Below are 21,273 nucleotides of genomic sequence, written 5' to 3'. Positions count from 1 at the left end.
ATAGTAATAATCTCTCAGAATCTCTAAGCCAGTAATTTCAAGGCTTTCAGATTCCTTTTTTATTAAAATCCCCCACTTTTTTTGTTACCTGTTAACACTGGTGGTCATTCCACCTACCAAAATTTTGGTATATTATAGCATGGACGGAAACTAATATCTAGTAAATACAACTAATGCATCTATCTTATAAGTTTATAAAAATTTTATTAGCACTCAGCTAATTTGAGTGCTAATTTTTATTGACTTTCAGTCATTTTAAGTTTAAAGTATATTTTGTTGGGCGAAAGCCTAGATTCTAATACTATTACAATCAAAGGAGTGGATAAAATGGCTAAGGAACACGGTAGTTTATCAATTAACAGTCAAAATATTTTTCCTATTATAAAAAAGTGGATGTACTCAGACCACGATATTTTCTATAGAGAATTAATCTCTAATGCATGTGATGCAATTACTAAATTAAAGAAGTTATCACTTATTGGCGAATACGAAGAGCCAGATGACATTGAATATAAGGTTAAAGTAGAAATTAGCTCTAAAGATAAGACTATCAAGATTATTGATAATGGTCTTGGTATGACAAGTGAGGAAGTTAACGAATATATCAACCAGATTGCTTTCTCAGGTGCTGAAGCCTTCCTTGAACAGTACAAGGATAAGACTAATGACGATCAGATTATTGGTCACTTCGGTCTTGGTTTCTACTCAGCTTTCATGGTAGCAAACAAGGTTACAATCGATACTTTATCATATAAAAAGGATGCAACAGCTGTTCACTGGGAATGTGATGGCGGTACAGACTATGATATGTCTGATTCAGATAAGACAAGCGTTGGTACAGAGATTACTCTTTACTTAAACGATGATTCTTATGAATTCTGCAACGAATACAAGGCTAGAGAAGTTCTTGAGAAGTACTGCTCATTCATGCCTGTTGAAATCTTTATGGAAAATGTTGACGAAGAGCCAAAGACTGTCGACATCCCTGAAGAAGAATTACAGGAAAAGGACGTTGTAGTTAAGCGTTTTACAAAGGATGCAGTAACTGAAGAGGTTGAGGAAGATGGCGAAAAGAAGACTGTTGAAAAGGAACCAGCAAAGAAGATGGTTACAATCAACAAGCGTCCAGAAGCTCTAAACGACATTCATCCATTATGGACAAAGCATCCTAATGAATGTAAGAAGGAAGACTATATTGAGTTCTATCACAGAGTATTTAAGGATTACAAGGAACCACTCTTCTGGATTCACTTAAATATGGACTATCCATTTAACTTAAAGGGTATCTTATATTTTCCTAAGATTAACATGGAATATGAATCTGCTGAAGGAACAATTAAGTTATATAACAATCAGGTATTCGTAGCTGATAACATCAAGGAAGTTATTCCTGAATTCTTACTCCTACTAAAGGGTGTAATTGATTGTCCAGACCTTCCACTTAACGTATCTCGTTCTGCCCTTCAGAATGACGGTTTCGTTAAGAAGATTAGCGACTATATTACTAAGAAGGTTGCTGATAAGTTATCAGGTATGTGCAAGACTGATAGAGAAAACTACGAGAAATACTGGGATGACATTAATCCATTCATTAAATACGGTTGCTTAAAGGATGAGAAATTCGCTGAGAAGATGAACGACTACATTATCTTTAAGAACTTAGATAACAAGTACTTAACACTTAAGGAAGCCCTTGAAGAGAATAAAGAAAAGCATGAGAATACAATCTTCTATGTAACTGATATGCAGGAACAGAGCCAGTATATCAACATGTTTAAGGCAGATAATATCGATGCATTAATTCTTGATAACAGAATTGATCAGCCATTTATCCAGAGCTTAGAGAGTAAAAACGAAGGCTTAAAGTTTAGCCGTGTTGATGCTGCTATTGATGATAGCTTTAAGGAAGAAGTTAACGAAGATGAATTAAAGGATATCTCTGAAAAGCTTACAGATACATTTAAGAAGGCCTTAAACAATGACAAGCTTAATGTAAATGTAACAAAGCTCAAGGATGAGAACATTTCCTCAATGATTACACTATCTGAGCAGGATAGACGTATGCAGGATATGATGAAGATGTATGGCATGGCAGGCATGGACCCATCTATGTTTGGTGCAAACGGTCAGACCCTTGTACTTAACGCTAACAACAAGTTAGTTGATTACGTTGCAAAAAATCCTGAAGGAGAGAACACAAAGCTCTTCTGTGAACAGATTTATGACCTTGCTTTACTTGCTCATGCACCACTCTCAGCTGAGGCTATGACAGCATTTATTTCAAGAAGTAATAAAATTATGGAATTACTTGCCAAATAAAAAAATTTAACGTAAAATAAAGCTAGTAAATTCGTGAAAAATAAGGGTTTTCCTACTTTTATGCGAATGTACTAGCTTTTCTTTTTGGCTAGACATTTTACGAACTTATAATATTTACAATTAGGGGTATAAAGATGGCTGACAATCGCAAATACAGATATAATGAGGAGTTCAACGACGATTTTCTAACTGATATCGATGACAGCGTAGATGACGGTATCTATTTTGAAAATCCTGACGACTATGACGACGATTTAGATTACTCTACTTCAGCTAGTAAATCTAGTTCTAAGAAATCATCTAGTGATGATTCTTCTAAATCAAATGCTTCTTGTAAGAAAGACACTAAGAAGCTTATTGTAAAGGAAATCCTAAGCTATATTAAGATTTTAGTTATTGCTGCTGTTATAGCACTTATCATTACTAAATTCGTTATTATTAACGCTCAGGTTCCAACAGGTTCCATGGAGAACACAATTAATGTTAATGATAGATTAATAGGCTTTAGACTTGCTTATATCTTCTCAGAGCCTAAGCGTGGCGACATTATCATTTTCAAATTCCCAGATGATGAAGAGCAAAACTTCGTTAAGCGTGTAATTGGTACACCAGGAGACGTGGTTACAATCTCTGAGGGCAAGGTTTATGTAAATGGTGAAGAATTAGTTGAGGACTATATAAAAGAAGCCATGATTGACGATGGCACAAGCCAGACTTATATCGTTCCTAAAGACAGCTACTTCGTATTAGGGGATAATAGAAATAGCTCAAAGGATTCTAGATACTGGGATACAACTTCTTATGTAACTAAGGACGAGATTTTAGCTAAAGTAATCTTTAAATATTATGATGGTGAAAATGCTAAACCAACCTTTAGTCTTTTTAGTAATAATTAAATAAAACAAAAGCCGCTTCATACGAAGCGGCTTTCTTATTATTCTATTAATTAATCACTAATTAATTATGCTCTTGAAAGATATTCGCCAGTACGTGTATCAATCTTAATTGTATCACCCTGGTTAACGAATAATGGAACATTGATCTTAGCGCCTGTTTCAAGGATAGCTGGCTTTGTAGCACCTGTAGCTGTATCACCCTTAACACCTGGCTCTGATTCTGTAATTACAAGTTCAACTGTAATTGGTGGCTCGATAGAGAATACGTTACCGTTATGTGAACATAGCTTAACTAATTCATTCTCCTTAACGAACTTAAGTGAATCACCAACGTTATCAGCTGATAATGCGATCTGATCGTATGTCTCTGTATTCATGAAGTAGAATAAATCTCCATCAGCGTAAAGATACTGATATTCCTTCTTTTCGATATGAGCTAAATCAAACTTTTCTGTTGGTCTGAAAGACTTTTCAACAACACCACCAGAAACGATGTTCTTTAACTTTGTTCTAACAAAAGCTGCGCCCTTACCTGGCTTTACATGCTGGAATTCAATAATCTGCCAAATGTTTCCATCCATCTGAATTGTAATACCATTTTTAAAATCACCTGCTGTAACCATGCTTGGTAAACCTCCTAAATAAATCAATTATGTTATCTGTTCTTAAATAATATATAAACTTATGATAACTCAAATCTTAAGAAAGATTATCCCCTCCTAAGATACGCAATAACCTTATTAATTTTATACTAATATAGGTCATTTGGCAACTATTTTTTATTAACCATATCCATTAATGCCTCAAGTCCGTATAAATATCCCTTAAGTCCTAGGCCTACAATCTGTCCATCACAAACAGGAACTGTAACGGATGTATGTCTAAATTCTTCCCTTTTATGAACATTTGAAATATGAAGCTCAATCTTCTTAATATCAGCTAATGAAGCTAGGGCATCTCTAATGGCATAAGAATAGTGAGTAAAGGCACCTGGATTAATTAAAATTCCATCCACCTTCTCATAGTAAGCTTCCTGAATCTTATCAATGATTGCTCCCTCATGATTAGACTGGAAAACCTCTACTTCTATTCCTAACTCCTTAGCCTTAGCCTCAATCATGGAAACTAAAGTCTCATAGTTGTCATTACCATAAATTCCTTTCTCTCTAATTCCAAGAAAATTAATATTTGGTCCATTAAGAACTAATAATTTCATCTTAACTACCACCTTTCATTTACTACACTTAGTTTTAATTCTTATCTCTTTAAGATAATTTATGAATTAATTATATCCTTATACATATCTTCAAAATCTCTATTGGCTGTATCCACCTTTACAGTAGCCGCCTTTTTATAGATTTCTTCTCTCTTCTCCATAAGCTCATCAATTCTATCAGACAAGTTAACATCCTTTAAAAGCGGTCTGTTATTGCTTGATGAAAGTCTCTTAATAAGCTCACATTTAGGTGTCTCTAAATAAACGACCTTACCCATATTAGCAAGTAACTTCTGATTTTCAGGCTTTACAACAAGGCCTCCACCAACTGAAATTACGCAGTTAGTAAGCTTTGCCTGAAGTTCCTTAACCACGCTTGTTTCAAGTTCTCTAAAGTACTCCTCACCCTTAGTTTCAAAAATTTCGTTTATAGACATATTTTCCTTAGACTCAATATAGTCGTCGGTATCGATAAATTCCATGTCCTTGTGCTTTGCAATCCACTTGCCAAAGGTAGACTTACCGCTACCCATAAAGCCTATTAAAATGATGTTTCCTGCCATATGGGCGCGCATCTTAGTATAAATCTTTTGGCACTCTGAAGCTGAAATCTTAGTGTCTGTCCATAATTCGTAAGCACAAACGCCCTGGTAGAGTAACATTTTCAAACCATTATAGGCCTTCTTACCGGCCTTGTTACATAGCTTCATAAAGCGGGTTCTGTAAGGATTATAGATTATATCCACCCCTGCTGATAGCTTTTTGTAAAATGCATCATCGCTTATAATTACATCCTCTACGTTAGGATATAAGCCTACGCTAGTACACTGAATGCAAAGGCAGTCATTATCCTCAATTCGCTCATATTCATCAAGGCCTAAAACCTCAACAATATCTGAATTAAAATGTGCATTAACCGCTTCTTTAATAGAATTAGCCTTATCAAGACTTCTATTAATTACAAAAACTTTTTTAGCTTCCCTGCTGGCACATAAAAATGTAATTGCTCTTGCAGCTCCTCCTGCTCCAAGAATAATACATGTCTTATTCTTAATGGATAAGCCCTCATCCATTAATTCACGCTCTAGTCCAAGGATATCAGTATTGTAACCCTTAAAGCCCTTCTCATCCCTTACTAGAGTATTAACTGCCCCAATGGCCTTAGCTAATGGGTCAATTGCTACTAAACTCTCCATTACTCTTTGCTTGTGGGGAACTGTTACATTTAAGCCAACAATTCCAAGTAAGTAAGCCCCTTTAATGGCACTATCCACGTCTTCATCCTCAACTCTAAAGGTTGTATAAACCATATCGATATCCTTTAGCTTTGATAAATTGTTGTGGATTAGCGGGGAAATAGAGTGTTCAACCGGATTTCCAACAAGTCCGCAAAGCTTTGTTGTTCCCTTAATTTCTTTCATTTTCCTTCTTCCTTAAAAACCTTTTGTAAGACTTTAAAACAATCCACTCAAGTCTTCTTTTTAATACTATCTGAATCTCCTCATGCTTTGCAATAGGTTTTACTAAGATTGAGAAAATTCCTGCTCTATTAGCGCCCCAAACATCAGTAAAAATCTGGTCTCCAACAAAAAATGTTTCATTAGATCTTGTATTCATAATGTTCATGGCCTTGTGATAGTTTCTAGGATTTGGCTTGCCTGCCTTACTAACGTACTTAGAATTAGCTGCATTAGCTAGAGGTCTTACTCTTTCCTCGCCGTTATTAGAGATAATGCAGGTTTCAAAACCTATCTCGTGTAATCTCTCAAATAAATTCTTGCATCTTTCATCTACCGGTGCATTATGTTCTACTAAGGTATTATCTATATCAAAGATAATGCCTCTATAACCACCGTTATAGAGGCCCTCATAATCAATATTATACGCAGAATCAATATACAAATCCGGATAAAATCTTTCTAACATAAAAACTCCTTATAACAATAGATTGCTCTATTTTAAAATCTTCTTGATTTCATCCATAAATGTGTTTACATCTTTAAATTCACGATATACGGAAGCAAATCGTACATAAGCGACTTCGTCTGCATCCTTTAATTTATCCATAACGATTTCGCCAATTGTATTAGTAGAAATTTCTTTCTCTCCCATATTAAATATCGTATTCTCAATTTCGTCAACCATAGAATTAATCTTTGAGATAGAAACTGGTCTCTTATGACATGATCTAACTATGCCTGCCACTATCTTCTCTCTATCATATGGTTCTCTGTTATTATCCTTTTTTATAACAATAAGCGGTAGGGTCTCTACTTTCTCATATGTTGTAAATCTCTTACCACAAACTTCACACTGACGACGTCGTCTAATTGAGCTATCGTCTGTTGGTCTAGAATCAATAACCTTAGTATTATCATTACCACAGAATGGACACTTCATGTTAAGCACCTCCGCATCTTTTATTTAAATCAATTATATGTAATTTTTTAAGCAACGTCAAGCTTATATTTACTTGTCAAATATACATAATTACTTGATTTCGTAACATTTTCAAAAATACTTTATTATATTAGTTTTGTTAAAAAATTAACCGAGTCCTATTGAAAAAAAGCCCTCCTTGAATTAAAATTGTACTAGATTGTTTTAACGTGACAAAAAACTAAAGGGGTTTTTATATTCATGGAGACAATACTTTTTATTGGAGGAAAACTATGAGTAAAAAATACGTAGCATATGTGGGAACATACACACAGGAAAAAAGTAAGGGCATTCATATTTATGATTTAGATGTGCCAAAGGGACGTATTACTGAAAGAGATGAGATTGAAATCGACAATCCTTCTTATGTAACTACATCATATGATAAGCAGTTCCTTTACTCTATTTGTGATCAGGGTGTTACTTCCTTTAAAATATTAGAAGATGGTTCTTTAAAGAAGCTTAATACTGCTTCTATTAACGGTATGAGAGGCTGTAATATTGTTACAACTAAGGACAATAAGTTTATGGTCGTTGCAGGTTATCACGATGGTAAGATTACAGTTTTAAAGATCAAGGCAGATGGTTCAATTGGCGGCATTGCTGATGAAGTATTCCATAAGGGTATGGGAAGTATTGCTGAACGTAATTCAAGACCACATGTTAGTGGAGTTTGCTTCACACCTGATGAAGATTTACTTTGCGCTTGTGATTTAGGTATCGATCAGATTAAGCTTTACGAATTTGACCACAAGACTGGTAGAATTAAGCTCTATGATATTATTAGATCGCAGCAGGAATCAGCTCCTCGTCAGCTTTTATTTAGTGCAGATGGTAAATTTGCTTATGTTGTTTGCGAGCTTAAGAACTACATCAACGTATACGAATATGACAAGAATTCAGATAAGAATAGATTTGAACTTATTCAGAACATTTTCACTGTAAGAAAGGACCACAAGTCTAATAGTGCAGCAGCTTATATTACCTTTACAAACTCAGGAAATAACTTACTTTGCTCTAATGCTGGCGATAACACTCTTACAGTTTATAAAGTAGATAAGAAGACAGGTAAGTTATCAGCTCTTAATTCCTTACCTGTAAGTGGCGAATATCCTAAGTTCTTAGGTGTATTCCCTGATGACAAGCATGTAATGTGTATGAATAACGAGAATAACACAATTACAATTTTTACTGTTGATTATGAGAAGGGCTTAATTGTTATGAATGGTAAGCCACTTAACATTTCTCATCCTAACAACATGGAGATTGTTGAATTAGAAGACTAATTAGAATTTAGTCAAGACTCGCTCGCGAGTCTTGCGCGCCGGATTCGGGTCTGCTTCAGCAGACAAATTCCTATCCGAATCCGTGCGCATCCTCGCGGAGCGTTTAACTCAGTCGGAGAAATCCCCCACCTACGCTAACGCTTAGAGGTGGGGGATTTCTCCGACTGAGTTAAAATATATTGTAATTCTAATATAAACCCTAAGAAAATTAAGTTTATTTTTCTTGGGGTTTATTTTTTGTATTTTTTTTGAAATAAACATTGATATTTTATGATTTTAATAGTAGAATACATAAGATTAAAAATTAATTGAGATTTACGGAGGCATTATGAAACATTTACTTAGTCCGCTAGATTTAAGTGTTGAAGAATTAAATAACCTACTTGATTTAGCCAGAGATATTTCTCACAACCCAGATAAGTATTCTAAACGTTGTGAAGGAAAGAAATTAGCTACTTTATTCTATGAACCTAGTACAAGAACCCGATTAAGTTTTGAAGCTGCTATGCTTAACTTAGGAGGGTCTGTATTAGGTTTTTCTTCTGCTAACTCATCTTCCGCTTCAAAGGGCGAAAGCGTTGCAGATACAATTCGTGTTATTTCATGTTATGCAGATATCGCTGCTATGAGACATCCAAAGGAAGGTGCACCAATGGTTGCTGCTTCTGTTTCTAGAATTCCTGTTATTAACGCAGGTGATGGTGGCCATCAGCATCCAACTCAAACTCTTACAGATCTTATGACAATTAGAGAGCTTGGTGGTTCCCTTGATAATTTCACTATTGGTCTTTGTGGCGATCTTAAATTTGGACGTACTGTTCATTCTCTTATTAGTTCCCTTGTTAGATATTCTAACATCAAGTTTGTTCTTATTTCTCCTAAAGAACTTAGAATTCCTGATTACATCAGAGAAGATGTTTTAAAAGAAAATAATTGTGACTTCGTTGAAGTTGAAAGCTTAGACGATGTTATTGGCAATCTTGATTTCCTTTACATGACAAGAGTACAAAGAGAAAGATTCTTCTCTGAAGATGAATACTTAAGAATGAAGGGCTTCTACGTTCTTGATAAGGCAAAGATGGCTAAGGCAAAGGAAAATATGTATGTATTACATCCACTTCCAAGAGTAAATGAAATCTCTGTTGAAGTTGATGACGATCCAAGAGCAGCTTACTTTAAGCAGGCTCAATTCGGTGTATATGTAAGAATGGCTCTTATCCTTACACTTCTTGGACTTGATAAATAATAAATCTTAATAGATAGGAATTGGCGCTAATAAAGACGGGTTTTAGCATCATTTTTTAAATTAAGAAATACAAATATAAATGAGGAGATTGCTATGTTAAACGTTGGACAGTTAAATGAAGGTTTCGTACTTGACCATATTGAAGCTGGCAAGGCTATGGAAATCTATAATAAACTTGGACTTGGCTTACTTGATTGTCAGGTAGCTATTATAAAGAATGCTCGTTCTAATAAGATGGGCAAAAAAGATATCATTAAGATTGAGGGTGGTCTTGATTTAGTAGATTTAGACGCGCTTGGTTTTATTGATCATAACATCACTGTTAATGTAATTAAGAACGGTGAAATCGTTGAGAAAAAGACACTTTCTCTTCCAAAGGAAATTACTAATATTATCTTCTGTAACAACCCAAGATGCATTACTTCAATTGAACAGGGGTTAAAGCACGTATTCTTCCTTGCAGATGAGGAAAAGCAGGTTTACAGATGTAAATACTGTGAAGAAAAATATAATAGATAATGCATCCTAATAATAAAAATATATATTTGATTCTTGTTGTGAATGGCGTGACCGCTTCGGTTACGCCATTTTGCTTTTATATTCTTCGGCTTTAAGCCTCGTCTGAAAGGCTTCTTCCATCTGTTCGGGCGTAAAAAAAGCAAATATGTTGACTCCGATATTCTGTAATCGACACTTTTGTACGTTTGTGTTGTTCATTTCTGACCTTCCTTTTACTATAATTGGCGTAAAGGAGGATTTGAAGGTGAACATAAAAAAAGTATGCAAAACAAACCGTATGAAACGCTTTTTTAATTTTGTTTTTTTCCCGCCTGTCTGGTTTCGGTGCTTCTTCGGCTTTTTGTCGCTTACCGCCGTCGGCGCGGTGTTTTTGCACCGAATTACGAACACACCGTTCGCCTATATCGCGTATCTTGCCTCGGCGCTGGGAGCTTATTACCTCATCACCGTGACGGTGATACTGCTTGCAAGGGCGGTAAACAAGCTACTGAAAAACAAATACGTTCGCCGGTATTATGAGGACAAAACGTTCAACGCCCGTGTGATCCTGTATCGCGGCGCGATCATCAACCTGCTTTACGCCGCGTTCAAGTTTGTGACAGGAGTGTACTACCGTTCCAACTGGCTGATTGCCATCGCCGTTTACTATTTTTTGTTGATCGCGGTGAAAGTGACGCTGATTCATAAAGACGTCCGCTTGCTTCGCGGCAAATCAGCGATGGATGAACTTTCCGAGTGGAGGCGCTACCGTCTTGCGGGATGGCTGATGCTTCTGTTCAATATAGGTCTGTCCGGCATCGTCGTGCAGGTCGTTAAGCAGAATAAAAGTTTTTCCTATCCCGGAACGATCATTTTCGCAATAGCGGCGTACTCCTTCTATCGCATAACGATTGCCGTAATCCGGGTATTCAAGGACCGGCATGACAGAGGACCGATTCTCTCCGCTGCAAAAATGATTGATCTCAGCTTCGCGGTGACTGCCATGTTCACCCTGCAGACCGCAATGTTTTCATCCTTCGAGCCGGAATTGAACGTACATACGCCGAATATCATTACCGGAACAGCGGTCGCTTTGATTATTACGGTAATTGCCGTCTTTATGATCATAAAATCAAGTATCTGTCTTAAAAAGAAAGGAAATTAAAAAATGACTGAACTAGAAAAAGCTCTAAACGGAGAACAATTTAACAGAAGAGACGCCGAGGTAACGGCGCATATGGCAAAAGTGAAAGATTTGTGCTTTGAATTCAACACTACAAAGCCATCCGATCCAAGGCGAACCGAAATCATCCGTGATCTGGTCACCGGCTACAATCAGCACGTATTTATCGAATCTGGTTTTCAATGCGTTATCGGCAAAAATCTTCACTTTGAAGGAATGGCGATGATCAATATGAATTGTACTTTTTTAGACTCTAATATCATTAAGATCGGTCATTGCGCTCTCATCGGCCCCGGATGCAATATTATCTGCACAAATCATGCTATCGACGGAGTGGAACGACTAAAAGGCTTGTTCAACGACAGACCGATTACGATTGGCGCAAACGTATGGCTCGGAGCCAATGTGACTGTGCTTCCCGGCGTTTCGATCGGGGAGAATTCAATAATCGGAGCAGGGTCGGTCGTTACAAAGGATATACCGGCAAATGTGATCGCAGTCGGAAATCCCTGCAAAGTACTTCGGAGCATAACCGAAGAAGATAAGTTGATAAAAGAATGAAAAGCACAGGAGTGTTAGGCTCTATGGCAAGCCCCACACCGACCCCGCCGTCAGGTAAAACAAGGGAGAAGCTACTTCCTTAAAGTAGCCTCTCCCTTGTAGTGCTTTTTTTATATTATAAATGAGCAAAACTATAAGCCGGGTTATGTCGAATTACTTCGTGATGATCATCTATCTAGTTCTACTGTTGCCAATAGACTCAAGCGACCTACCTAAAACACGCCGGGCAGACGTATTGTTTTTACTCGGTCTTGCTTCGAATGGGGTTTACATAGCCAATCTTGTTACCAAGACTGCGGTGGTCTCTTACTCCACCTTTCCACCCTTACCATAAAATGGCGGTATATCTCTGTTGCACTAGCCTTGGAGTCGCCTCCACCGGACGTTATCCGGCATCCTGCCCTATGAAGCCCGGACTTTCCTCACCTACTTCCTTTCGGAAATGTAGCCGCGATCATCTGTCTTACTCATATATAAATCTGAAATTGTAATTACAACTTTTAAGCCCCTTCAGTTGCTAGTCTTGATTCGTAAACGATCTGATATACATCAATCTTAAACTGATCATCACTAGTAATACCAATGAAACGGCATCCATAAGTTGTTTCTGGTTCGCCTCTATTCTCCATGCGAACTACTTCGATAATTGCTTCAAAGGATTCCTTGTTATCAAGCTTGATAATAGTATCATGATATGAGTTTAACTTAAACTTTCTATCTGACTTAAATGCAATACCATCCTTTGAAATGTTAAGAGTATTAACAGAAACTGCTTTGCCTGAAATACCCGTAACAAAATTATCCCCTAATTGCTTTAATGCAATGACTGCGTCGATGTCAGTCCTTTTAGACTTTCTTCGTTCAACCATCTTATTACCTCCAATTTTAATCCTCTCTACTAGTATTATTTTAACACAACAGTGCATTAATTAACAACCGATATGACAGGATTTTTCATTAAACGCTCATTAAATTTACTGTATCTCATTGTCTGTAATAAACATTGCATCACCAAAACTAAAGAATCTATACTTCTCCTCTACTGCTATCTTATAGGCATTAAGTACATTTTCTCTGCCAGCAAGGGCTGAAACAAGCATAACTAGAGTAGATTCTGGTAAGTGGAAATTAGTTATAAGGCAATCAATTGTCTTAAATTTATAACCTGGATAGATGAAAATGTCTGTCCAGCCTGTCTTAGCAGGCACTGTACCGTCTTCGTTAGCTACAGACTCAATAGTTCTTGTAGAAGTTGTTCCTACAGAAATTACTCTGCCACCATTCTTCTTAGTCTCATTAATTATATCAGCAGCTTCCTGGCTAACCATATAGAATTCTGAGTGCATGTGGTGATCTAAGATATTCTCAACCTTAACAGGTCTAAATGTACCAAGACCTACGTGAAGGGTTACTCTTGCGATTTTAACGCCCTTTTCCTCGATAGCCTTAAGTAATTCATTAGTAAAATGTAAACCTGCTGTAGGGGCTGCAGCTGAGCCCTTATGAGTTGCATAAACTGTCTGGTATCTATCCTTATCTTCAAGCTTATGTGTTATATATGGTGGAAGTGGCATCTGTCCTAAGTCATCAAGAATTTCTTCAAAAATACCATCGTATTCAAACTGAATAATTCTATTACCATCATCAACAATTTCCTTAACTTCAGCAACAAGCTTACCATCACCAAAGCTAATTCTAGCTCCAACCTTAGCTTTTTTACCTGGTTTAACTAAAACTTCCCATGTATCCTTTAAATCCTCTTTACGCTTAAGTAAAAGCACTTCAATGCCTGCGCCTGTGCCTTCCTTCTCACCGTAAAGTCTTGCAGGAATAACCTTAGTATCATTAAGAACTAAGCAATCCCCTGGATTAAGATAGTCAATAATATCTCTAAAAATCTTATGTTCTAGTTTTCCTGTGTTCTTATTAAGAACCATAAGTCTAGATGAAGATCTATCAGATAGTGGATCCTGAGCAATTAACTCCTCTGGTAAATCATAGTCAAAATCATGTAAATCCATCATTAAACACCTATAAATATGACCAACGCGATCATACCCTTTCTTTTATCAAAAACTAACTTCGGGAAGGGATCTTACAAAACTCCCCGAAGTTAGTATTTTATCATTTAATTATTATTATAAAAAGTGAAAACTTTAAAATTAAGCTCTTAATTCAACACCTGCTGCTGATAAATCCTTTAAGATGTTATCCATTACTGGTGTAATGTCCTTATCTTCAAGAGTTCTATCATTAGCTCTAAATGCGATTGAGTAAGCTACTGACTTAAAGCCTTCCTTAATCTGGCTACCTTCGTAAATATCGAATAAGTTATAGCTTTCAACTAACTTGCCACCACGCTTAGCAATAATAGCTTCAACATCACCAACTGGCATAGTCTTTGGCATTACCATACTTAAATCTCTTGTTACAGCAGGGAACTTAGCGATTCCTGTGTACTTAATATCGAAGTTAGCAAGCTCTGTTACTACTGGCATATCAAGAACTGCAACATAAGCTCTATCACCAATACCGTAAGTATCAGCTACCTTAGGATGAACTTCACCTAAGTAACCAAGTACTTTACCTTCATATGAGATTTCAGCCTGTCTACCTGGATGTAAGAAGTTCTTCTTAGCATCTGCATTATATGTTAACTTGTTGCTAATTCCAATTTCATCAAGGAATTCTTCAACAACACCCTTCATTGTAAAGAAGTCGCCATCACCAAAGAAACCAAGTGTGAACTGAACTCTCTCATCTGGAAGTTCTTCACCTGTTGGAATATAAACCTTAGCAAGCTCGAATAACTTAACGTTCTTGTTACGTCTGTTATAGTTTGTTGAAAGGCTGTTTAACATACCATTAAGTGGAAGTGTTCTCATAATTGAGAAATCTTCACCAAGTGGGTTAGAAATAACAATAGTCTTTCTTAACTTATCATCTGCATCAAGCATTAACTTATCAAATACCTTAGGGCTTTCAAATGAATATGTCATAGCTTCTGAGAAACCAGCAAACTTAGCAATTCTAGCAGCCTCTAATTCAACCTCCTGCTTAAATGAAATCTTACCCATTGTAGTTGCACCATGAGGAAGAGTTGTAGGAATGTTGTCATAACCAAAGAATCTAGCTACTTCTTCAGCGATATCAGCATTTCTAAGTAAATCCTGTCTAAATGTAGGAATAATTAACTCATTGCTATCCTTATCATATTCAATTTCAAGTCTCTTAAAATATGTCATCATATCATCAGTTGATACATTTGTACCAAGTAATGCATTAATCTTTTCTGGCTCGAAAGTAATTCTCTTTCTTTCATTCTTAACTGGGTAAATGTCAATAGCACCACCAACAACTACACCAGCACCAAGTTCTTCAATAAGCTGACAAGCTCTATCCATAGCTGCCATAGCATTCTCTGGATCAAGACCCTTTTCAAACTTACCTGAAGCATCTGTACGAAGACCAACTCTCTTAGCTGACTTTCTAATGTTAGTACCATCAAATGTAGCAGCCTCGAAAAGCATTGTCTTAACATTGTCAGTAATCATAGAGTTTTCGCCACCCATGATACCTGCAATACCAATAGCCTTCTTACCATCATTAATCATAAGCACTTCTGAATCAAGATTTCTTTCCTGACCATCAAGTGTTACAAACTTTTCTCCGTCCTTTGCTCTTGCAACAACGATCTTTCTATCTTCAATAGTTTCAAGGTCGTAAGCATGCATTGGCTGACCATATTCTTCCATAACATAGTTTGTAATATCAACGATGTTATTAATAGGTCTAATACCAGCTGTCATAAGTCTTCTTCTCATCCACTCTGGAGATGGAGCAAGCTTAATATCCTTTACAACTCTAGCTGTGTAGCGCTTGCATAGGTCGCTATCCTTAACTTCAACCTTAATATAATCATTAACGTCCTCATCGTTACCTGTCTTAGTAACAACTGGAGCCTTAAATTCCTTCTTAAATGTAGCTGCTGCTTCTCTTGCAATACCAATTACGCTATAGCAGTCTACTCTGTTGTTAGTAATTTCATATTCGTAAACAACATCATCAAGACCAAGATACTCAATTGCTGATGAACCAACTTCTGCATCATCACCAAGGAAGTAGATACCGTCTGGATCTGCACCTGGGAAGAATTCAGAAGAAACACCAAGCTCTTCCATAGAGCACATCATACCAAATGATTCAACTCCACGAAGCTTACCCTTCTTAATCTTAATTCCATTCTCTGGAAGTGCGCCACCATCGTGACCACCAGCTACCTTACCACCATCAAGTACTACGATAACCTTCTGTCCTGAACTTCCAACCTTAACATTAGGAGCACCAGTTACAATCTGAACTGTTTCGCTTCCTACATTAACCTGACAAACTACAAGCTTGCTAGCATCAGGATGAGCCTCTACTGACTCAATCTGGCCAACAACGATTTTCTCTAAGTTCTTATTATATCTTTCAAATCCCTCAACCTTTGTACCTGAAAGTGTCATAGCATCACGGAATTCCTGATCAGTACACTCAAGGCCTGGGACCATAGCTTTAATCCAATTTAAAGATGTATTCATGATTTAATCTCCCTTTTAGTTGCTTAATTTTGTCTTCTAATGAAAGCTCTCGCATTAGAATTGCCCTTGGCAATCTGCTCGAACCTACATGGCAACTGCTTCGCAGTTGTCACAACTAATAGAAGCTCTCGCATTAGAATTGCCCTTGGCAATCTGCTCGAGCCTACATGGCAACTGCTTCGCAGTTGTCACAACTACTAGAATTGCTTTAAGAATCTTTCATCATTCTCGTATAGAAGTCTCATATCATCGATTTCATACTTAAGAAGTGCAATTCTCTCTAAGCCGATACCAAATGCAAATCCTGTGTACTTATCCTTATCGATGCCGCTCATTTCAAATACGTGAGGATGAATCATACCACAACCAAGGATTTCAATCCAACCTTCACCCTTACACATACGACAACCCTTACCGCCGCACTTAAAGCAGCTTACATCCATCTCTGCACTAGGTTCTGTGAATGGGAAGTGATGAGGTCTAAACTTAACCTTTGTCTCTGGTCCAAAGAGCTGCTTAGCAAATTCAGCAAGTGTACCCTTTAAATCAGCAAATGTAATATTCTCATCAATTACCATACCTTCAACCTGATGGAAGCAAGGTGAATGTGTAGCATCAACTTCATCTGCTCTATAAACTCTACCAGGACTAATCATCTTGATTGGGAGCTTTCCTCTTTCCATCTCATGAACCTGAACTGATGAAGTCTGAGTTCTAAGTAATGTCTTCTCATCAATATAGAATGTATCCTGTTCATCCTTAGCTGGATGGTTTGCAGGAATGTTAAGTGCCTCGAAGTTATAGTAATCATATTCAACTTCTGGACCTTCAACAACTTCATAACCCATACCAACGAAAATCTTCTTAACCTCTTCAAGAGCTAATGTATTAGGATGACTATGTCCTACATTAGTCTTCTTAGCTGGAAGTGTTACATCAATTACTTCAGACTTTAACTTAGCTTCAAGAGCCTTACTAGCTAAGCTCTTCTTTGCATCTTCTAAAACTTCCTCGATTGCTGCTCTTGTTTCATTAACAATCTGACCAACCTTAGGTCTTTCTTCTGGTGCAACGTCCTTCATTCCCTTTAGTATTTCTGTAAGTTCACCCTTCTTACCTAAAAAGGCTACTCTGATATCATTTAATTTATCAAGAGAATCAGCTTCATTAATCTTAGCAAGCGCATTCTCTTTAAGCTTTACTAGTCTCTCGTTCATAATAACTCCTCAATATAACGTAGTAGTGTTTACTGACCCTCTCCAAGGTCCAAAAAACCATTTCTTATTGTAACACAACCCCTAATTTTTGCAATAATTTATAATTTATTATCTATTAAAATGCATGCTTTCTCTCATACATCTCAACAACCCTCAATGCATCCGCGGCATATTGTGGATTTTTGTTAGTTACATTTTTAATATTATTCTTAGCTTCCTTAATACGATTCTCATTATACTCAATCTGACCACGAAGCTTCTGTCTTCTAGAGGTTAACTTATGTCTAATCTCCACCATTTCCTTATCAGAAAGAATGGCTCTAGCTTGAGATAGCCAGATATGAGGATCGTAAAGGTCAAGCATGCGTAAAATGTCTTCAAGCTCTTTTTCTGCAGAACTAAGAGCAGAAGTCATCTCCACAAGATGTTTTTGGTCAGCTCTCATAATATTAAAGAGTTTAAATTTTTCTGCAAGCTCATAGGAACTTGTTATATCATACTTAGCATACTCGTAATCTAGTGTGTTAGCAGCGTTTATGTACTTAATCTTCACCTTATTAAGAAGAGTTGTGGCCTTATTAATTTTATTCTCCACCACATAGACTTCTCTTTCAGTACGACGAAGAAGAGCGAACATAAAGAGTGCAAGGGCTGCTGCTAGAGCAGTCACAATAACAAATAGTAAAGTGTTAGCATCATCTTGAAGCTTAAACATTGCTATAACAAATACCACAAAAACCACCATAAGGCAAATTATTGTAGTAATAGCAAGGCTTCTAATGTTTAACTGACGCCTAACTAAAGACTTAGCCTCTGACTTAAGAGTGATTCTCTCCCCCTCAAGCATCCTCATGTCTCGCTTTACATTTTCATAATAATTCTCTTGGCTCTGGATATCATCAATAGCGCCTGGAATCTGGTCTTCTAGGCTCTCTAGTTTTCTAAAGACCTCCATAGGAAGCTGGTTTCCCATACCCCTGCTAATGCGTCTATCCGTTGTAAGATTTTCCACACGCTCCGCGGCATTCTCTACCTTAAGCTTCATATTGGTAGGTGCATCGCAAATCTTATTGGTATCCTCGTAATACTCAGCCACTGTCTCATATTCAAGCTTAGCTCTCTCCACATAAGAAGAGGCCTCCTCCATAATATCGCACTGGCTCTTAACATAAATCTCCATATCCTGAGGCATGAAAGTACTTGTATTTACCTTATCAAGAGCCTTTGGCTTTTTAGAAACATCTGGCAAATCTATCTCTAGCTTATCAATTTCTCTATCCACCTTGCCAGTCTCAAGTTTTCTATAAAGCTCCTTCTCATTATCAACCCCCATTTGCTGATAAATATCCTCATCAGTTTGGATGTCTAGTCGCTTCTTACCATTTTTAATATATAAAGAGTCCTTGCCCTCTTCTAGGCCTTCTTCAATTTTTTCCTTCTGTTTTTCCTTGTTAGCCTCAACATTTATCTTCTCAACGGTCTTTATAAGGTTTTGAGCCTGAACAGAATTTAGAAGTTCGTCGTATTTCTCCTCTTCCCTTCTTAAATCCTTTTGATTCTTCACATTCTTTTTACGGCCTACCACATCACTTTCTTCTGGCAGCCTATTACCCGAACCATCAAAACCAAGACCTGCAAAAAGCTCGCCCATATCATAGCTTTTAAGGTCCTTTTTAAAATCCTCGTCTGTTAAATTCTCGTCTGTATCTAAGGGCTCGTCTTCATAGACTAAGTCCTCTAGATTATCTAGATCATACTCATCATCAATACTCTTTTTTATAAATTTGAAAATCCCCATAGCCACTCCTTTTAATTAGATACTAGCTGTATATTTTAAATATTCCTCTTTCCACTTAGCTAAAATGTCCTTTATTTTCAAATTAAATTCTGAAATTTTACCCTCATCCTTTAACTTAAATACTTTCTCTAATTCCTTGAATTTTTCGCTAAATCTGGCGTTATCCATAAGTGTCTCCATTTCACTTCGAATAACATATTCGTCTTCGCTTATGTCCAAATTTTCCAAATTGCTATATAAATGTATCAAAGCATCACAAGTCTTTAGCATACGCTTAGTCTCTTCATGCTGGCTGATTTTATAGCTCTCTTCAAAATATTTTATAGCCATTTCATATAAGAACATCCTTGCATAAGCCACTCCTAGGTTGTGAAGAATTTTTGCATAAAAAGGACTTCCTAAATCTTCTAGAGAGTAGTTATTAATTATCTCAAGATAGCAGTCAATGGCGCTATAATAGCACTTATTGCTTAAATAACTATCCGCTCTTTTTCCAAGTCTTTCAAAAGGTGTCTGACTTGATAGTGTATTTAGAATCTCTCTTATTTTCTCAATTTCAGCAATAGTATAATAATCAATAGACTTTAATATGGTTACAAGCATTTCTGCAAGGCCTGCATTATTCTCTCTTAGATAATCTAGTCTATTAGCAAGGTTTACTTCCCCTAGCTCATTTTTTAGAAAATCTATCAACCTATCGTCTATAAAATCATTAGCTATTAAATAAATATTATTGTAAATGTAGTAACAAAGCTCTTGGCTTGTATAAATTCTAATTCCCGTACTATAAACCCTGTAGGGATTAGTTGCCATTTTTGTTCTACAAAGTATCATTCCACTCATAAGCACTCCTTAAATAGCAAAATCCAAATCCTTATAAACTAACTTGCCAGAAGATTTAAAGAAATCTCCAAAGCCTAAATCCTTAACTACAATTTGGCATCTATCTGAAGAAAAGAATTTCACAGATATAGAAATCCTAGTAGTCTTTCCTTCTCTATAAGGAAAATCTGATATATCAATAGATTCATCATCAAATCTATTATCTGCTGTAAGAATATGCAATTTAATCTCCCTCATATCCTCAATTATAAAATCAATACTTCTATCTGCCATAAACCAGTTAGTGCCTGGCTTAATAAGTCTAAAGCGCTTTGGCACGCCTTTGTCTAGAATATCAAGCTCAATGCCCACCATAATTCTTTGCTCAGATAAAAGCACTGTATTATCAAAGACCTTTGGTCTAATATATTCAAGAGCCGAATAGCAAGCCCCCTTAGAATAAAGATTATTACCTATAAAGGCCTTCTTTCTACTTGTAATTAACTTAATGTAATTCTCCGGTAACTTATCCGTATTAAAGCCTGCTCCCGTTAGATAGATTGAGGAAATCATTTTCCTATCTAAAAATTCATTAAGGCTTGAAATAAGTAAATCCTCCACATCCTCTAAGCTCTTTTCCTTATTTAGGACCTCTTTAAATTCAATGGAATTATAGATTTTCTTATCCTCAATAATATAGTCCACGTTGTTGCTTCGTTTTGAGTTTAGCCTTATATATTTAAGTCCATTCTCTTCAAAATCCACAAGACAAACTCCCCCAATGTATAACTCGCGTTTCTGAGAATATGCATAATAAGCAAAGCTCTCTCCTTTACTAATGACCTGGCTGTTTGCCTGATTTAGCCCTAGATTTTGAAAGACTCTTTTAATAGCATTTAAATAGTCGATGCTGTAATTGTGAAGCACCACAGTTAGACAAGAAATTACGCTAACCCCAGTTTTATTGGCCGCAGCATCCAAAAGGCTAGATAAGAGATTAGTAAGCTCTCTATATTCTCCTTCTCTTACCCCTTCCACGTCTTTAACCAATTCCTTTAAAGGCTTATTAAGAAAATATTCCTGCCTATTATCAAATTCTAGCTGATTTACTATATTGTTGTTGTAATCATAGTAGCTAAGCATGGCCACGTCTTCATTTAAATCCATACCAATTATTAAGCCTGACACATTTTCTAAACTCTCCATTGA

19 protein-coding genes and 1 other RNA gene are annotated in these 21,273 nt (G+C 36.6%); 7 read left to right on the top strand and 13 right to left on the bottom strand.

Annotated features, from left to right (window positions below):
• Positions 1 to 327 precede the first annotated feature (327 nt).
• Both htpG and lepB read left to right on the top strand, forming a co-directional pair.
• Positions 328 to 2,319, top strand: a complete 1,992-nt coding sequence (htpG, locus tag G600_RS0101850) for a molecular chaperone HtpG (RefSeq protein ID WP_027430410.1) — start codon at positions 328 to 330, stop codon at positions 2,317 to 2,319.
• Between the two features lie 356 nt (positions 2,320 to 2,675).
• Positions 2,676 to 3,215 carry a signal peptidase I gene (gene lepB / locus G600_RS13460; protein ID WP_051195323.1) on the top strand — a complete coding sequence of 180 codons (540 nt, stop codon included), beginning with the start codon at positions 2,676 to 2,678 and terminating at the stop codon, positions 3,213 to 3,215.
• A gap of 65 nt (positions 3,216 to 3,280) precedes the next feature.
• Here the strand turns inward: lepB and efp are convergent, their stop codons facing one another.
• The 5 genes from efp to nrdR form a co-directional block, all read right to left on the bottom strand.
• Entirely contained in the window at positions 3,281 to 3,838 is a 558-nt protein-coding gene (gene efp, locus G600_RS0101840) for an elongation factor P (protein ID WP_027430409.1), read from the bottom strand.
• Positions 3,839 to 3,987: 149 nt separating this feature from the next.
• Entirely contained in the window at positions 3,988 to 4,431 is a 444-nt protein-coding gene (gene aroQ / locus G600_RS0101835) for a type II 3-dehydroquinate dehydratase (protein WP_027430408.1), read from the bottom strand.
• Positions 4,432 to 4,490: 59 nt separating this feature from the next.
• Positions 4,491 to 5,852 carry a shikimate dehydrogenase gene (aroE, locus tag G600_RS15800; RefSeq protein WP_051195312.1) on the bottom strand — a complete coding sequence of 454 codons (1,362 nt, stop codon included), beginning with the start codon at positions 5,850 to 5,852 and terminating at the stop codon, positions 4,491 to 4,493.
• The gene (locus G600_RS0101825) at positions 5,839 to 6,357 is read right to left on the bottom strand and encodes a YqeG family HAD IIIA-type phosphatase (RefSeq protein ID WP_027430406.1); all 519 of its coding nucleotides are present in this window, start codon (positions 6,355 to 6,357) and stop codon (positions 5,839 to 5,841) included. Before G600_RS0101825 ends, aroE begins: the two co-directional genes overlap by 14 nt.
• 27 nt (positions 6,358 to 6,384) lie before the next feature.
• Complete coding sequence (gene nrdR / locus G600_RS0101820) at positions 6,385 to 6,831, bottom strand: transcriptional regulator NrdR (protein WP_027430405.1); 447 nt, start codon at positions 6,829 to 6,831, stop codon at positions 6,385 to 6,387.
• 272 nt (positions 6,832 to 7,103) lie between these two features.
• Between nrdR and G600_RS0101815 the strand changes: the two genes are divergently transcribed.
• The 5 genes from G600_RS0101815 to G600_RS0101790 all read left to right on the top strand — a co-directional run bounded on the left by G600_RS0101815 (position 7,104) and on the right by G600_RS0101790 (position 11,644).
• Positions 7,104 to 8,156, top strand: coding sequence for a lactonase family protein (locus tag G600_RS0101815; RefSeq protein WP_027430404.1), 1,053 nt, complete (start codon positions 7,104 to 7,106; stop codon positions 8,154 to 8,156).
• A 328-nt stretch (positions 8,157 to 8,484) separates the two neighbouring features.
• Complete coding sequence (gene pyrB / locus G600_RS0101810; protein ID WP_027430403.1) at positions 8,485 to 9,402, top strand: aspartate carbamoyltransferase; 918 nt, start codon at positions 8,485 to 8,487, stop codon at positions 9,400 to 9,402.
• Between the two features lie 93 nt (positions 9,403 to 9,495).
• On the top strand, positions 9,496 to 9,921 hold the full coding sequence (locus G600_RS0101805) for an aspartate carbamoyltransferase regulatory subunit (RefSeq protein ID WP_027430402.1): 426 nt from the start codon (positions 9,496 to 9,498) through the stop codon (positions 9,919 to 9,921).
• Positions 9,922 to 10,165: 244 nt separating this feature from the next.
• The gene (locus G600_RS0101795) at positions 10,166 to 11,065 is read left to right on the top strand and encodes a hypothetical protein (protein WP_027430401.1); all 900 of its coding nucleotides are present in this window, start codon (positions 10,166 to 10,168) and stop codon (positions 11,063 to 11,065) included.
• Positions 11,066 to 11,068: 3 nt separating this feature from the next.
• Complete coding sequence (locus tag G600_RS0101790; protein ID WP_027430400.1) at positions 11,069 to 11,644, top strand: sugar O-acetyltransferase; 576 nt, start codon at positions 11,069 to 11,071, stop codon at positions 11,642 to 11,644.
• A 118-nt stretch (positions 11,645 to 11,762) separates the two neighbouring features.
• Here G600_RS0101790 and rnpB read toward each other — a convergent pair.
• From rnpB to G600_RS0101755, 8 genes are all read right to left on the bottom strand, one after another.
• Positions 11,763 to 12,114, bottom strand: an RNA gene (gene rnpB / locus G600_RS14900) — RNase P RNA component class A.
• Positions 12,115 to 12,144: 30 nt separating this feature from the next.
• Complete coding sequence (locus tag G600_RS0101785; RefSeq protein WP_027430399.1) at positions 12,145 to 12,513, bottom strand: PilZ domain-containing protein; 369 nt, start codon at positions 12,511 to 12,513, stop codon at positions 12,145 to 12,147.
• 105 nt (positions 12,514 to 12,618) lie between these two features.
• Entirely contained in the window at positions 12,619 to 13,665 is a 1,047-nt protein-coding gene (gene queA, locus G600_RS0101780; RefSeq protein WP_027430398.1) for a tRNA preQ1(34) S-adenosylmethionine ribosyltransferase-isomerase QueA, read from the bottom strand.
• Positions 13,666 to 13,806: 141 nt separating this feature from the next.
• Positions 13,807 to 16,227, bottom strand: a complete 2,421-nt coding sequence (gene pheT, locus G600_RS0101775; RefSeq protein WP_027430397.1) for a phenylalanine--tRNA ligase subunit beta — start codon at positions 16,225 to 16,227, stop codon at positions 13,807 to 13,809.
• Between the two features lie 197 nt (positions 16,228 to 16,424).
• Positions 16,425 to 17,444, bottom strand: coding sequence for a phenylalanine--tRNA ligase subunit alpha (gene pheS, locus G600_RS0101770; protein WP_027430396.1), 1,020 nt, complete (start codon positions 17,442 to 17,444; stop codon positions 16,425 to 16,427).
• Between the two features lie 115 nt (positions 17,445 to 17,559).
• On the bottom strand, positions 17,560 to 19,242 hold the full coding sequence (locus tag G600_RS0101765) for a hypothetical protein (protein WP_027430395.1): 1,683 nt from the start codon (positions 19,240 to 19,242) through the stop codon (positions 17,560 to 17,562).
• A 15-nt stretch (positions 19,243 to 19,257) separates the two neighbouring features.
• Positions 19,258 to 20,085 (bottom strand): tetratricopeptide repeat protein, encoded by an 828-nt coding sequence (locus G600_RS13455; RefSeq protein ID WP_051195311.1) that lies wholly within the window; start codon positions 20,083 to 20,085, stop codon positions 19,258 to 19,260.
• A 9-nt stretch (positions 20,086 to 20,094) separates the two neighbouring features.
• Positions 20,095 to 21,270 (bottom strand): DUF5716 family protein, encoded by a 1,176-nt coding sequence (locus G600_RS0101755; RefSeq protein WP_027430394.1) that lies wholly within the window; start codon positions 21,268 to 21,270, stop codon positions 20,095 to 20,097.
• Positions 21,271 to 21,273: the final 3 nt, after the last annotated feature.

The sequence above is a fragment of the Lachnospira multipara ATCC 19207 genome, assembly GCF_000424105.1.
Classification (GTDB): Bacteria; Bacillota; Clostridia; order Lachnospirales; family Lachnospiraceae; genus Lachnospira; species Lachnospira multipara.
Note: the sequence above shows the minus strand (reverse complement) of the source record. Positions and strands in the feature narration are given on the sequence as shown.